At 61.6% G+C, this 15,166-nt stretch carries 8 protein-coding genes; 7 read left to right on the top strand and 1 reads right to left on the bottom strand.

Annotated features, from left to right (window positions below):
- Positions 1-5: 5 nt before the first annotated feature.
- Genes NFU04_RS04185 through NFU04_RS04165 form a run of 5 tightly spaced genes read left to right on the top strand, consistent with a single transcriptional unit; the run spans position 6 to position 12,895 of the window.
- Positions 6-3,713, top strand: a complete 3,708-nt coding sequence (locus tag NFU04_RS04185; protein ID WP_251308249.1) for a DUF6079 family protein — start codon at positions 6-8, stop codon at positions 3,711-3,713.
- The gene (gene pglZ, locus NFU04_RS04180) at positions 3,713-6,550 is read left to right on the top strand and encodes a BREX-2 system phosphatase PglZ (RefSeq protein WP_251308248.1); all 2,838 of its coding nucleotides are present in this window, start codon (positions 3,713-3,715) and stop codon (positions 6,548-6,550) included. The genes NFU04_RS04185 and pglZ overlap by 1 nt, the downstream gene beginning before the upstream one ends.
- 10 nt (positions 6,551-6,560) lie before the next feature.
- Positions 6,561-7,880, top strand: a complete 1,320-nt coding sequence (gene brxD, locus NFU04_RS04175; protein WP_251308247.1) for a BREX system ATP-binding protein BrxD — start codon at positions 6,561-6,563, stop codon at positions 7,878-7,880.
- Positions 7,877-10,009 (top strand): DEAD/DEAH box helicase, encoded by a 2,133-nt coding sequence (locus NFU04_RS04170; RefSeq protein ID WP_251308246.1) that lies wholly within the window; start codon positions 7,877-7,879, stop codon positions 10,007-10,009. The genes brxD and NFU04_RS04170 overlap by 4 nt, the downstream gene beginning before the upstream one ends.
- A 54-nt stretch (positions 10,010-10,063) precedes the next feature.
- Positions 10,064-12,895, top strand: coding sequence for an SEC-C metal-binding domain-containing protein (locus NFU04_RS04165; RefSeq protein ID WP_251308245.1), 2,832 nt, complete (start codon positions 10,064-10,066; stop codon positions 12,893-12,895).
- 584 nt (positions 12,896-13,479) lie between these two features.
- Here the strand turns inward: NFU04_RS04165 and NFU04_RS04160 are convergent.
- Complete coding sequence (locus NFU04_RS04160) at positions 13,480-13,800, bottom strand: antibiotic biosynthesis monooxygenase family protein (RefSeq protein WP_251308244.1); 321 nt, start codon at positions 13,798-13,800, stop codon at positions 13,480-13,482.
- A gap of 204 nt (positions 13,801-14,004) precedes the next feature.
- Between NFU04_RS04160 and rnk the strand changes: the two genes are divergently transcribed.
- On the top strand, positions 14,005-14,418 hold the full coding sequence (gene rnk / locus NFU04_RS04155) for a nucleoside diphosphate kinase regulator (RefSeq protein WP_251308243.1): 414 nt from the start codon (positions 14,005-14,007) through the stop codon (positions 14,416-14,418).
- An 81-nt stretch (positions 14,419-14,499) separates the two neighbouring features.
- The gene (locus tag NFU04_RS04150; RefSeq protein WP_251308242.1) at positions 14,500-15,114 is read left to right on the top strand and encodes a LysE family translocator; all 615 of its coding nucleotides are present in this window, start codon (positions 14,500-14,502) and stop codon (positions 15,112-15,114) included.
- Positions 15,115-15,166 lie beyond the last annotated feature (52 nt).

Below are 15,166 nucleotides of genomic sequence, written 5' to 3'. Positions count from 1 at the left end.
TACCGATGATACTGATCAAAGAGCTGATCGAGATTCCCGAGAAGGTTCAGCGCGGGGATTTCGTGCTCAACCTCTCCCAGGGGCTGGAAGGCGACGCCGTTCACCAGACCCTGGCCCAGTATGTGGTGACCCCGCAGCTCGCCAAGGCTTTCGATGAGGCCCTGGCCTTCATCAAGAGCACCGTGGCGGACAACCAGAACCGCCAGAAGGGCGCCTATCTGCACGGCAGTTTCGGTAGCGGTAAATCGCACTTCATGGCGGTGCTGCACCTGCTGCTGCAGGGCAATCCCGAGGCGAGGGCGATCAAGGAACTGGCGCCTACCGTCAGCCGGCACGACGACTGGCTGCAACAGCACAATATCCTGCTGGTGCCGTACCACATGATCGGGGCGCCCAGCATCGAGGCGGGCATCCTCGGCGGCTATGTGCGCTACATCAAGAAGCGTCATCCGGAGGCTCCCCAGCCGGGCTTCTACCTGAGCGACCGGCTGTTCCGCGATGCGGAGGGCATGCGCAGCAAACTGGGTGACGACAAGTTCTTCGAGATCCTCAACCAGGAGGATGCCGGCCCAGTTGGTGACGATGGCTGGGGCGAGGTGGGTGACGAGCGCTGGACGCCGCAGAGCTTCGAAGCGGTACTGCAGGGGCGGGCCAGCATGGAGGACCATACCGCGCTGGTGTCGGCGCTGGTGGGTACCTTCTTCCAGTCCATGAGCGATCTCGCCAACGCCTCCAGCGACGAGCTGAAGTCGGGCGAGAAGGTGGGCTACGTCGATTTCGACGAAGGCCTGCGCATCATGACCCAGCACGCCAAATCGTTGGGTTACGATGCCGTGGTGCTGTTCCTCGATGAGCTGATCCTGTGGCTGGCCAGCCATATCTCCGACCAGCAGTTCATCGCCAACAACATCCAGAAGGTGGTGAAGCTGGTGGAGCCCAGCGAGCCCCGTGCGCTGCCCGTAGCCAGCTTTATCGCCCGGCAGCGCGACCTGCGCGAGTTCGTCGGTGAGCAGACGGTGGGGGCCGACCAGGTGGCCTTGAGCGACTCCCTGAAGTACTGGGAGGGTCGCTTCCACACCATCAAGCTGGAAGACCGCAACCTGCCGGTGATCGCCCAGCGGCGTCTGCTCAAACCCAAGGATGAGGCCGCGCGTCAGCAGATCCAGCAGGCCTTCGATGCCATCGACAAGGGCCTGCGCGATGAGGTGCACAACATCCTGTTGACCTCCCAGGGTGACCGGGAGATGTTCCGTGAGCTCTACCCCTTCAGTCCGGCACTGATACAGGCCCTTGTCGCGCTCTCCTCGGCGCTGCAGCGCGAGCGAACCGCCCTGAAGGTGATGCTGATGCTGCTGGTGGAGCAGCGCGATACTCTGGAACTGGGCGGGGTGATCCCGGTGGGGGATCTCTACGACGTGATCGCCTCCGAGGCGGAGCCCTTCTCCGAGCAGATGCGTGCCCACTTCGAGAACGCCAAGCAGCTATTCGAGCGCAAGCTGATTCCGATGCTCGAGGCGGAGCATGAGATCAGCTACGCCGAGTTCCAGGCGCTGCCGGTCGGGGATGCCAAGGCACGGACGTTCAACAACGACCTGCGGCTGCTCAAGACGCTGCTGCTGGCGGCACTGGTGCCCGAGGTGGAGTGCTTCAAGCTGCTCACAGCCAACAAGCTGGCCGCCCTCAACCACGGCACCATCAAATCGCCGATTCCCGGGCGCGAGGCCCAGGCGGTAATGACCCGCTGCCGGAAATGGGGTGGCCAGGTCGGCGAGATCAAGATCACCGACAACAGCAACAACCCCACCATTGCCATTCAGATCGCCGGGGTCGATACCGAAAGCATCCTCGAGCAGGCACAGATTCACGATAACCCCGGTTCGCGCAGTAAGATGATCAAGGACCTCGTATTCGAGGCCTTCGGCATCCACGACGACGGTCAGCTGTTCATCGAACACCGCTGGCTGTGGCGCGGTACCTGGCGACATGTCGATGTGCTGTTCCAGAACATCCGCGAGATCGACGACTTCAACACCTTCGAGGCCAACGGCGACGACTGGAAGCTGATCGTCGATTTCCCCTTCGATACCGGCAACCATTCGCCGGCGGATGATCGGGCACGGGTGCAGGAGTATCTCGACGCCGATAGAAGCTCACGCACCCTGTGCTGGCTGCCCTATTTCCTAAGCCAGCCGGCCCAGCGGGACCTCGGCATCCTGGTGCGACTCGACTATGTGCTGAAGAGCGACGACCGTTTCAGCTCCTTCAGCAAGCACCTCACCCCGGTGGATCGCGCCCAGGCCAGAACCCTGCTGGAGAATCAGCGCAGCCAGTTGCAGCAGCGCCTTAAGGACTGCCTGCTGGGGGCCTACGGCGGCAGCAGCGCCATCCCAGGTACCCTGGATGACTCCGTGACCATCGACGAGCAGGTGATGTCGCTGGAGCCGAGCTTCAAGCCACGCCTGCCTCACGGCGTGAACCTTGGCCAGGCCTTCGAGCAACTGCTCGACCAGGCCCTGCGCTTCCAGTACCCCGAGCACCCTGAGTTCAAGACCGAGGTGCGGGTCAACGACCTGGGCAAGGTGCTGGCGGAGATGCGCCGTGCGGTACATGCCCCCAACGGGCGTATCGACGTAGAGGGCTCGCTGCGTGGCCTGATGGAGAAGATCGCCGAGCCGCTGGGGCTCGGCACCATGCACGAGCGCCATTTCGTCTTCAAGGACACCTGGCCCAATCTGCTGCGCACCAGCCTAGCGAAGATGGGGCAGGGCAATACCTCGCTCAGCGTGGCTCAACTGCGCAGTGCCATCGATTTCCCGGATCCCAGGGGGCTGTCCATCGAGGTGCAGAACCTGCTGATCCTGGTGTTCATGGAGCACGGCCACTATGCCTGTCAGCTGCATGGCCAGGAGTACGACCCGGGACTCAAGGACCTGCCGGATAGCTTGGTACTGAGTAAGCAGGAACTGGCCGAACCCGCGGTGTGGAAGGGCGCGCTCGATAAGGCCGGCGCGATCCTCGGAATAACACTGCGCAGTCCGCTGCGGACTGCCAACCATCAGAATGAGCTGGTCAAGCAAGTGCATGGGGAAGCCGAGGCCTATGTGCCCAGCGCCGAGACGCTGGTCGATGTGCTCCGCCACCGGCATGCCCAGCTTGGCGTCGGCGATCAGGGGCAGCGGCTGGCCACGGCCGAGTACGCCGTGACGCTGATGAATGAACTGCGGGACCTTGAGGGCACGGCGCTCGTCAAGGCACTGGCCGACTGCCAGGCGCCCAGTTCGGATCAGGCACTGGGGCGCAGCCTCAAGACCGCCCAAGAGGTAGCCAGCCGGGTCAAGCATAATAACTGGGCCCTGCTGGAGAAGATCTGGAAGGGGGGCAACGCCGAGGCGCAGGCGATCAAGGAGCGTGTGATCGAAGCGTTGAAGGCGGACGAGCTCGCCAAGCCAGTCGGGCCGGTGCTGGAGCGGGCCCAGGAGGATGCCACCGCGCTGATTGACCCGACACCACCTGTGATCGATCCGCCGACACCGCCCGGTGGGGGAGGCGGCGGTACGGGGCCCACCAAGCGTGTGGTGCGCCAAGACCAGCGCCGCGGGCTGACTCGCCAGCAGGCAAGGCAGCTGTTTGCCGAGCTTGAGGCCGAGCTGTCGGATGAACAGCTCCTGGATGTGGAGTTTACGATCACGACCCGTGAAGGATGCGATGCCTGATGCCGGCCACGCGACTGACTCGACACGCCGATACGCTGCCTGGGGCGATCTACAACCAGCTTCAGGCCATCCTGCAGCGTGACCCCAATGCTGACAGGGTAGCGCTGCGTTGGCTTGACCCGTTGCAGCCCGAAGAGCAGATCCGCCAGATTGGTTCTCAGACGGTTAAGCTTGTTTGGTGCCCTTCCGAGCTGGCCATGCGCGAAGCTCTGGTCACCCATGATGATCCGGAGAAAGAGAGCCCAGAGAAGCTGGTGATCCTGGTCAACCTGGATCAAAGCCAACTGGGCAAGGATGTACTGGCTCGTCTGTGGAAGAATGAGCCGCAGCGCATCAGCCCCTGGCGAACCCTTGAGCAGCTGGCCCGGGTGCAGTCCATCGACCCTCGGCTGACACACCACCACCGCTGGATGGCCGACGCCCTCCTGAACAGCTTCGATCGTTTTCAGGGCCATATCGTGTTCGGCGAGGTGCTGGACCAGGAAACAGCCTGGCAGGCGCTGGCCTGGGGCTACCTGGATTACACCGAGGCCAAGCCGGAGCTGCCATCGCTATTCCGCTGGTCGCTGCAGGATACGGCTAAGCGGCGAGTCGAGGCCTTGCCCGAGAGCATGCACGAGCACTTGGGTGAGTGGCTGCAACCCGAACTGCCCCGCACGGGTGGGGTGGTAGAGACGCTGCTGCGAGAGGGCCATGCCCATGAGCTGCTGGCCGTGGGCCTGGCCTGCAGCGTGATGTATGCAAGCGAGCTGGAAGCCGCCGAGGAGATGACCGCCCCGGTGATCTATTCGGGGCGGGGGCGCTTCGTCGAGCGCTACCTGGATGGGCGAAAGTTTTCCCCGGAGGTGCTTAAGGCTTTCGGCCGCGAGGCGCGGGAAACAGCGAAGTCATTGCTTCGCCAGCAGGGGCTGAAACCGGTTAGCGCGAGCCTGAGCCAGGCGGAGCAGATCCTGGCCAGCCTCGACTTCATGCCGGCCCTGCGGATCTCTCCATTGCTGCCGGGGGCGCTGACGCAGCGCCTGGATGCCTTTGCGGCCACGCTTGGGAAGGCCCTGGATAAGGGCGCCAAACCGCCATTGTTGGCTCAGGCTGAACAGGCTTGGGACCAGCTCCAAGCCCATACGCTGGCCCATGAAACCCAGCGGCATGACCAAATGCGTCGTGCCGAGATGGCGCTGCGGCTGCTGCGCTGGCTGGGACAGGCACCTTCCGCCGTAAACGGGACAGCGCCGCAGATGCTCAGTCAGTACATCACTGACGGCAGTTTCGTCGATTGGGCGCGCACTCAGCTTTGGGCGGGGGAAGATCACGAGGCCCTGTCACGCGTCTACGCCGCACTCTCCGAGGCGGTCTCTCAGCGCCGTGAGCAGCAGAACCGCGGCTTTGCCAGGCATCTCCCGGCCATCGCCCGCGGGGACTCCCTGCCACCTTCCCTGGTGCCGGTTGAGAGAGCACTGGAAACGGTCGTGGCGCCGCTTCTGGCCGAGAAGAAGCCGACGCTGCTGCTGGTGCTGGATGGCATGAACGAGGCGGTCTACCGAGAGCTGCAGGAAGATCTGGCCGCCTACGGATGGATCGAGGTCAATGAAGAGGCCGACCCGCCGCCGCGTTGTCTGGTCTCTGCGCTGCCTTCCGCCACCGAGTTCAGCCGCTGCTCGCTTCTCTCCGGTGCCTTGGCGAGAGGCAATGCGGCTCAGGAGAAGCAGACCTTCGCCGGTCACAACAAGCTGAGACAGCAACTGTCGACCCGCTTCCCGCCGGTGCTACTGCACAAGCAGGACATTCAGCAGCCGGGGAGTGGTGGACTGGCCCCGGAGGCCAGGGCCCGTATTGCCGGTACCGAACACAAACTGGTCGGGGTGGTGATCAACGCTATCGATGATCAGCTCTCCAGCAGTTCCCAGGTCGTGGTGCACTGGAGCCTGCAGACGATCCCGATGCTGCGTCAGGTGCTGGAGGCCGCGCGAGAGGGCGGTCGTGCAGTGGTCATCACCAGTGATCATGGCCACGTGCTGGATCATGATTCCCAGTTTGCCCAGACCCAGGTCGAGACCCACAACGGCGAGCGTTATCGCGAAGAGGGCGCCGCGCCCAGCGAACAGGAGGTCGAGGTCAGCGGGTCCCGCGTCCTGACCGCATCTCAGCGTGCCGTGGTGCCCTGGTCAGAGAAGCTGCGCTACACCAAGAGCCGCAACCGTGGCTATCACGGCGGCGGCAGTTTGCAGGAAGTGGTCATCCCCCTTGGGATCTACATCAGTGCCAGCGATCCGGCGGGGATGCCAGGGTGGCGCGAGCTGCCGCGACGCCTGCCGAGCTGGTGGCAAAACGAGCCGCAGGGCGAAGCAGTGGATGGCTCAGTGGCCGAGGCTCCTGCTGAGGCGTTAGCGAAGCCTGCCAAGACGGGTCGCAAGACGAAGAAGCCCGTTGAGCCCGATATCTCCATGCCGGATCTGTTCGAAGAGGAATCACCGGAGCAAAGCGCTCCTGTCGAGGGGCGGGAACATCGTCTCGCAGTTGAGCCTGTGGGCACACGCAGCTGGATCGATGAACTGTTTGCGTCACCGGTCTTCGAGCAGAGTTTCCAGCGTGCAGGGCGGGTGCCGGTAACCAATGAGCAGATACGTCGCCTGCTGGAGCTGCTGGAGCAGGGCAAGGGCAGTGCCATGGAGACCCAGGTCGCCAAGCACCTGGTGATTCCCAGCATTCGCCTGCGGGGTTTCCTCTCCGCGGTGCAGAAGATTCTCAACGTGGATGGCTACCCGGTGCTGAAGACCGATCGGGAAAGTCGTACCGTGGTGTTGGACAAGGAATCCCTCAAACTCCAGTTTGAGCTGTAAGGAGTACGCCGTGAATATCAGCCGCCAGCGCCGTCAGGACATCATCGATGCGCTTCGTCGTGGCACCGTGCCCCAATACGGCCTGGATGCCCTGGCGGTGGGGTTGGGTCACCTGGAGCAGGCCTTCGATGATGAGCTGGCCAAAGTGGCTCGAGGCGGTGCTGTGTTCAAGGCGATCCGCGGCGAGTATGGCAGCGGCAAGACCTTCGTCAGCCGCTGGCTGCGCGAGCGCGCCCATGGCCTCGGCTTTGCCTGTGCCGAGGTGCAGGTCTCCGAGACTGAGACTCCGCTCCATCGCCTGGAGACCGTCTATCGGCGACTGATGGAGCGACTGACCACGGCGGATTCTCCCACGGGAGCCTTCCGTAGCATCATCGAATCCTGGTTCTATACCTTGGAAGAGGACGTGCTGTCACAGCAGTCGATCGACCCCGATGACGTGGAAGCCCTGGTGGAGGCGACCGATCGGTTGATGGAGCAGCGGCTGGGTGAGGTGGTTCGCTCGGCTCCCGCCTTCTCCCTGACGCTGCGCGCCTACCGCAAGGCGTTGCTGGAAGGTGAGGAGGAGATCGCCGATGGACTGCTGGCCTGGATGGCGGGGCAGCCAAACATCGCCGCCGCAGTGAAGCGCTATGCCCGCATTAAGGGCGACATCGATCACTTCGGTGCCCTGAGCTTCCTGCAGGGCATCTTGACCATCCTCAAGGACTCCGGGCATCCCGGGCTGCTGTTGGTACTCGATGAGGTCGAGACGTTGCAGCGCATGCGGGGAGACGTGCGTGACAAGAGCCTCAATGCGCTGCGGCAACTAATAGATGAGATCGACAGCGGCCGTTTCCCGGGGCTCTACCTGGTCATGACCGGCACCACGGCTTTCTTCGAAGGGCCCATGGGGGTGCAACGCCTGCCGCCTCTTGCCCAGCGTCTGGCGGTAGACTTCGCCACGGATGCTCGCTTCGATAACTCGCGTGCCGTGCAGATCCGGCTGAAGGGCTTCGATACCGGCCTGCTGCAGGAAGTGGGCTGCAAGGTACGCGACCTTTATGCCGCCAACAGCGAGGTGCCTGAGCGAATCCGTACTCGGGCCGATGATGCCTACGTCGAGAGCCTGGCGATGGCGGTGACTGGCGACCTGGGGGGCAAGGTCGGCATCGCCCCACGGATTTTCCTCAAGAAGCTGGTAGGGGAGGTGCTGGACCGCATCGACCAGTTCGAGGACTTCGACCCGCGACAGCACTACGCCCTGACGATTTCCGACACCGAGCTGTCGCCTGTCGAGCGAGCGGCCCGTCGGGCCGACTCGACGGATGATATCGAGCTGGATCTATGAGTGTCTTCGACCGACTGCATCCGGCGCTTCAGCACCATATCGTCAATAGCCTGGGCTGGCCGCGTCTTCGGCCCTTGCAGGAGGCGACCATCGAGCCGGTACTGCGCGGAGAGAATGCCATCCTCCTGGCACCCACGGCGGGTGGCAAGACCGAAGCGGCGTGCTTTCCTGTCCTCTCGCGAATGCTCTCGGAGAACTGGGACGGTATCAGCGTCCTGTACCTTTGCCCGATCAAGGCCCTGCTCAACAACCTGCTGCCCAGGCTTGAATACTACGCTGGCTTGCTGGGTCGCCGGGTAGCCCTCTGGCACGGCGATGTCAGCGCTTCCCGTAAGGCGAAGATCGTCGCGGAACCTCCCGATATCCTGCTGACCACGCCGGAGTCGCTGGAGGCGATGTTGGTTTCGTCCCGTATCGACCACCGTTGGCTGCTTGGTCGGGTACGTAGCGTAATCGTTGATGAGGTTCATGCCTTCGCCGGCGATGACCGAGGCTGGCACCTACTTTCCCTCATCGAGCGCATCCAGGGCCTGGCGGCCCAGGAGCTCCAGCGGCTCGGCCTTTCCGCGACGGTCGGCAACCCCGAGGCGCTGTGTGATTGGTTGGCCGGGGGCTGCCAGGCCAGGCGCAGTGTCATCAATCCGTTGACCGAGGGAGCAAAATCGTCAGAAGTTCAGCTCGACTGGGTTGGCTCGCTGAAGAACGCCGCCATTGTCATCTCTCGCCTGCATCGCGGTGAGAAGCGGCTGGTATTTGTGGATAGCCGCTCACGAGTCGAGCTGCTGGCCATGGAACTACGCGGCCTGGGCGTCAACACCTTCGTCTCACACAGCAGCCTCAGCTTGGAGGAGCGCAAGGCAGCGGAGACGGCATTCTCCGAGGGGAGTGACTGTGTCATCGTGGCGACCAGCACCCTTGAGCTGGGCATCGACGTGGGCGACCTGGACCGTGTGATTCAGGTCGACGCGCCTTTCAGTGTCAGCTCTTTCCTGCAGCGCATCGGTCGCACCGGGCGCAGGGCTGATGTGGCACGGAACTGCCTGTTCCTCGCGACAACAGAAGAAGCCTTCCTCAGAAGCATGGGGCTACTCTCCCTCTGGCGTTCGGGCTATGTGGAACCCGTTGAGCCTCCCGCGCTCCCCTTGCATATCTATGCCCAGCAGATCATGGGGCTTTGCCTGCAGGAGCGGGGCATCATCGAGGCGGATATCGACCGCTGGATCGGCAAGATGCCCGGCTTTCAGCGGATTGCCCCTGAGCATCGCAACGCTGTGCAGCGCTACATGCTGGAGACCGGCATCCTGCACAGTGACGGTGGCCTGCTGGGTATCGGTGATCGTGGCGAGCGCACCTTCGGCTACCAGCATTTCATGGAGCTGGTCTCCGTTTTCACGACTCCCCCGATGGTGAAGGTCTTTCATGGCAAGCAAGAGCTCGGCGAGGTCCACGAGCTGACCTTTGCCGTGGGCGACTCGGAAAGCCCGGATTTGCTCACACTGGGGGGTAGGAACTGGTCGACCACCTACGTGGACTGGCCCAGACGACGAGCCTTCGTGGAGCCCACAGAGCTGAAAGGCCGCTCACAATGGCTCGGTTCAGGGCAGCCAATGCACTTTGCCCTCTGCCAGGCCATCGAATCCGAACTGCTCTCTGAAGATATCCCCCAGGGGTACTCGAAGCGTGCCAAGGCGTTGCTTGAGCAGCTGCGTGAGGAGTTTGGCTGGCTGGAGGCGGGGCAGACCACGGTTCTGGTTGATAGCGACCGCAGCGCCACTTGGTGGACCTTCGCAGGTGCCGTCTTCAATGCGGCCATGGCCGATGCGCTGGGTGACCTGGCGGACAAGGTCAGCTCCGACAACCTGGCGATTTCGCTCAGCAAGGTGGTCGACACGCCGCGGCTGAAGAAGCGAATCCGGCAGTTGTTGGATTCAGAGGGAGGGTCTGTGGTGAAGATGCCGCTGGATGCTGGCTTTATCCAGGAGCTGAAGTTTGCCGAATGCTTGCCTCAGGATCTAACAGACGCAGAGCTATCCACGCGGTACTCCTGCTTGAATCAAAGGATACTGCTGGCCAGGCGACGGCTTGTCTTAATTAACTCCTATGCTAATGCTAGGAGCACTTCATCATGACCAAAATAACCTTTGGCCATGCATGTAGAGTGGGGGTTCAACGTGGGGTAATGTATGGACACTGTACGACCATCGGTCATAGATCCTGCACAGCTCAGCCGAATCGAGGCGACTCACAGAGGCTTTCTTTATCAGCATCTCTATGTGACCCGAACCCTTCTTCTAAGTGTTGGAACCGATGTGTCGGCGGTCGTAGTAGAGGGCGACGAGGATCTTGAAATACTCCGTCCTGCCAAGCGCGTTTATATTCAGGTAAAGCATCGTGCCGGAGTATTGGCGTGGTCCGACATTAAGGGCGCAGTCAGCCGCTTTGAAGATTATCGAGCTTCCCATGCTGCCGGTAAACGGAGTGGCGACGCGGAATTCGTGATCGCTAGCAGCGCCCCGCCAAGTCCGTCTCTACTTGAGCGCATGCAAAGCAGGGGGTGGCCGAAGGATGTTCGCATCGAGTGGCCGGGAGGAGCGGACATGCTTGACCCTGCCACACCCATGCCGAAAACCAATGTGCAGGAGATGGCGGACACGTGCCGTGAGATCGCCGGCAGGCTCCCATTTGCGGTCTTGACACCCGATACTCTAGTCTGGAAGCTCGCTGGTCAGGTGACCCTGGCCGCCGCGGGTCAGGAACCCCGCACGGACCACGCCTTCCGGGCCGATGAACTGCCGGACTTGTTCGAGCAGCTCATGGTTCAGTTACAGGCTTTCCCCGCTCCCCTGCCAGATTATCGGGCGCAGGAGGACGAGCCCAATCTCCTAGATGATTCCCCGATACGCCTAATTACAGGCTATTCCGGTGCCGGCAAAACATCTTGGGCGGCTCAGGCTGCGGTCCACGCTGCCGGGGAAGTTGCCTATTTCGATGTCCGAGATGTGCCTGGCGGCGGCCTCTCAGCCGGACTAGCCCGCGAACTGGCCGCTCGACGTCGAAAAGAAGGGGGCGGCCTGGGCCACGTATTGTTGCCTGGTGCCTCGGGGATTGAAATCCTCCAATACCTGAGCCGGGACTCGATTGAGTCAAGCCAGCCTCTCACCGTGGTGCTCGATAACATACATGAGCCGCCGCCCGCTGACGTAGAGGCCCTTGTGCGGGCAGCGTCCGGATTTCGCGTCGTTATGCTGGGTCAGCCGGGACCGAACAGTCAGGAACTAATGGCTCGGCTACGGATTAAGGGCGAAGCTCTAAACGGCTGGTCATCAGACTCTGTTGCGGCCGAGGCCGCCACCCATGGTTGCCGAGCTGACGCGGCGACGTGTCAGTCGCTGCTGGAGCAGACCGGTGGCCTGCCGCTTTATGTTCAGAATGCCGTAACGATTGCAGTTTCCGAGCATGGCGGTTCGCTAGCTGACCTTTGCCGCGACCTAGCGGCTCAGGCTCATTCTGTTGAAACCGCTCAGGAACTGATCCTTGCCCGTGTTATCGACGCGCTGCCCGTGACTACGGCCGAGGTTCTAGCCGTGCTCAGCCTCAGCGACATCCCCCTTGGCCGCAAAGAGGTGGCGGCGTTCATCAGGGAAGCTCTGAAGTTAGAGGAGTCTAAGCTCGCTGTGCACCTTAGACGCATGAGAACCACGGGCGTGATAGAGATGTTCGGGGGCGACAAGACGAAGGTCCACGATGCGATTAGGTTGATCGGACGTGCTCGACTGGTCGAGATGGGTGAGAAGGCCGCTAGTGCCGCTCGTCATGCTTTGACAGCAATGCTCTCCCAGTCATTGAAGACAGACTGGGAATATAAAAAGCTCGTGCTGTACATCCGGATGCTAGCCGAGATCGGTGATACCAAGACCTTGGTTGAGCTTGGTAGGGATGAAGCGTTCCATGAGATGGGCATTTGGCCGGTCATCGAGCCTTACCTTTTTAGGGCGTCAGCCTCGAAAGAGCTTAATCCGGATGAACGATTTTGGGCGCTCGATGGCATCGTTTTTAACAACATGCGGATAGGAAAAGAAGAGGGCACGGCAGACCATATTGCCTTGATGAATCAGCTTGTGGAAGAACATGGTCTTGGCGACGAAGCGCAGCTAGCCGTTGGTATGAAAGAAATGACTGTCTTGGCACTGGAAGGGGACGTTGGTGGCGCTAAGAGGTTAATGAAGATCGTTTCGGGTAGGCTAAAAAACACCCCGGCTCATAAACGGATTTTCCGGTACAACGCGGCAGCCACCATGTTCTTTTTGGGTGAATATGAATTTGTCGAGCGTGAAGCCTACGCGCTAATTGAAGAGTACTATGACTTGCTCGGCCTCACTCCGCAAATTGTGATGGGGCGTAATCCGCCTGAGCTGCGTCCGTTGCTTAAGAAAAGTCATGACCTCGACGACAATCTAAAGCACCTCGCCGACACACTGGACCTTTACGCAAAGGTAAGGACAGCTCAGAAAAAGATGCCGGGTCTTGCCCGTATTCATGCCATGAAATTTTACAGCATGGCTAATTCGCTTGAGTCGGTTTTCCGTGTTGGGCAAGATCTCGTAGATGAATTCGTAGCCCATCATGATTTTATGGGAGCTCGGGAAGTAATAGAGACCAACCTTCTACCTAATCTACAGGTTCTGAAGCTGGCCGACTACATCATACCCACCCGCTCCCAATATGCCGTCATCCTTGCTTACTGCGGTGATATCCAGAGAGCTGAGGCTGAAATGATGCGTCTCGCGCCCTACGAGGCGGGTCTTAATCTGGTTGGCCAAGAGGAGCTTCGGCGGCAGCGACAGCTAATTGGTGAGATCAAGCGATACGGCCCCCCTCCGCAGCGAAAATTTCCGTCGAATCAGCCGAAAACTGTAGAAGGGTTTCGTCAGAATATGGCTGTTAAGAAAGTCGGACGAAACGAGCGGTGCCCATGTGGCTCAGGCTTGAAGTATAAAAAATGTCATGGTTTTTAGATATCAGAGAGAATTTTAAGGCCGAAGTTCCTGAGTCCGGGTTATGAAATACCTGAGTTCCGATTGCCAATATGACAACTTGTGACAGGATGCATCTGTCGTGGCTCCATTGGTTCGTGGTACGGCGGTCTCAAGCTCCAAGCACAACACTATTGAAGGGTGCTCGGGCCGACAGCAGATCCCACTAGCACCTCGGGAGATACCAACGATCAAGCACTGCTGCCTACGCAGCAGCCAACCGTCTGCTGCGTAGGATGTTTCGATGTGGTCGCAGTTTGGTCGCAGATCATAGAGAATCCCCGTGTTGTGTGTAACCAGTGTAAAATTTCAATCTGTTGATTTATCGACAAAAGCCCGTAGCAAGCGCGGCCTGATGTTGTCGAAAAACGGATTCAAAATCCGCCGGGTGCAAGCCCTTGTCGGTTCGAGTCCGACCACCGGTACCATAAAATCAAGCGCTTAGTGGTTCCTTCCTGGCTTGGTTCTCTTAGCTCTCCCTAATGTGTCAACAAGGCGTCAACCGACTTTCGGTGCGTACTCGATCGCGTCGGCCAAGGGGGCGGGGGCCGCTTCGTGTCTCATGATCATGGCGTCTTCTCGGGCGGCATCACCACCCACTCAGGCTCTTCGAATTCGCCGATCAGGTGGATCTCGCAGTAGGGCGCGGCGGCGCGAATGATCTCCTTGACCACCGGGTCCTGTCGCGCCTCCATGGCGTCGCGGCTGGCCTTGCTGTCCCAGTGGGCGATGGCGATCAGGGTGCGCGGGTCGTCGATCTTGCGATGCAGCTCGGTACCCCGAGCGCCCGGGGCCCGCTGGATGCGCTGGCTGGCGCGGACCCAGGCCTCGGCATAGTCCTCGGCCCGATAACCGTCGCGGATTCGTACCTCGAAGAGATATTTCATTGTCCTTCCCCTGGTGGCTTCGGCGGCGTTGCCGAACAGTGTAGGCGCCTTGTCCTGCGGCCTTCGTGGGGCTGTCCAAGCCCGCCGTTAAGGCTTATGATGCGGTGAATTCACAGTCCTTCGCCCGCTTGCGGGCGGAGGACTGTTTTCGTTGGACGGTCGGTCTTTCGTCCATAGAGCGTTGATCGGCCTGTAGGAGGCACCATGTCGTCACGTCCCGCTATTATCATCAACCGTCTCGATGCCGAGCGCCTGCAGCGGCTGATCGATGCCGCCAGCGACAAGGACCTGCCGGTGGCGGAGTCCCTGGAGGAAGAGCTGACCCGGGGCGAGGTCATCGACCCGGAGGACATCCCCGAGGATGTGGTCAGCATGAACAGCCAGGTGCAGTTCACCGACCTGATCCGCGACCGCCAGATGATCCGTACCCTGGTCTATCCCCATGCCCTGGCCGCCACCGAGGATGGGCTCTCGGTGATGGCGCCCATCGGCGCGGCCCTGCTGGGCCTGCGCATCGGCGATATCATCGACTGGCCGCTGCCGGACGGCAGCGAGATCAAGCTGCGCATCGATGCCATCTTCTGGCAGCCGGAGCGGGAAGGGCAGTTCCATCGCTGAGCCCGCCGAGCGTTCCGGTCCTGGCCTTGGTAGGCTGAAAAAGTTACGTTCACGTCAATAAGCCAAGGGAGGAGAGGCGGGATGCCATTATCACTGTGGTTATCACTGGCGGCGGTCTGTGCCATGGGGGCGGTATCGCCGGGGCCCAGCCTGGCCCTGGTACTGCGCCATACCCTGGGCGGCGGTCGTGCTCCCGGGGTGACCGCGGCCGTCAGCCATGCCCTGGGAGTGGGGCTCTATGCGCTGCTGACCGTCTGGGGTCTGGGCACCCTGGTGGCCCGCCAGCCGGCGCTGTTCCAGGCCATCACCTGGCTGGGGGCGGCCTACCTGGCCTGGCTGGGCCTCAAGGCACTGCGCGCCGGCCGCGGCGCGGCCCTGGCCGCCGAGGGCGTGGCAACGACACCGCGCCAGGCGGCCCGGGAGGGGCTGCTGGTGGCCCTGGGCAACCCCAAGCTGATCCTCTTCTTCGTGGCCCTGCTGAGCCAGTTCGTGAGTCCCGAGATGTCGGTGGCCGCCAAGGCGCTGATCGTCGCCACTGCCATGATCATCGACGGCGGCTGGTATGCCCTGGTGGCGGTGGGGCTCTCCCATGGTCGGGTGTTGCCCTGGTTGCAGGCCCGGGCCCACTGGATCCATCGCATCACCGGGGTGTTGCTGCTGGGCCTGGCGATACGCGTGGTCTGGGGGCCGCTCTAGCGCCATCCTGCGTTGACGGCCCGCCTGGCGCCCCGGCCCGCCCCTGTTAGGC

It is taken from the genome of Halomonas sp. NCCP-2165, assembly GCF_023708045.1.
Lineage (GTDB): Bacteria > Pseudomonadota > Gammaproteobacteria > Pseudomonadales > Halomonadaceae > Bisbaumannia > Bisbaumannia pacifica.
Note: the sequence above shows the minus strand (reverse complement) of the source record. Positions and strands in the feature narration are given on the sequence as shown.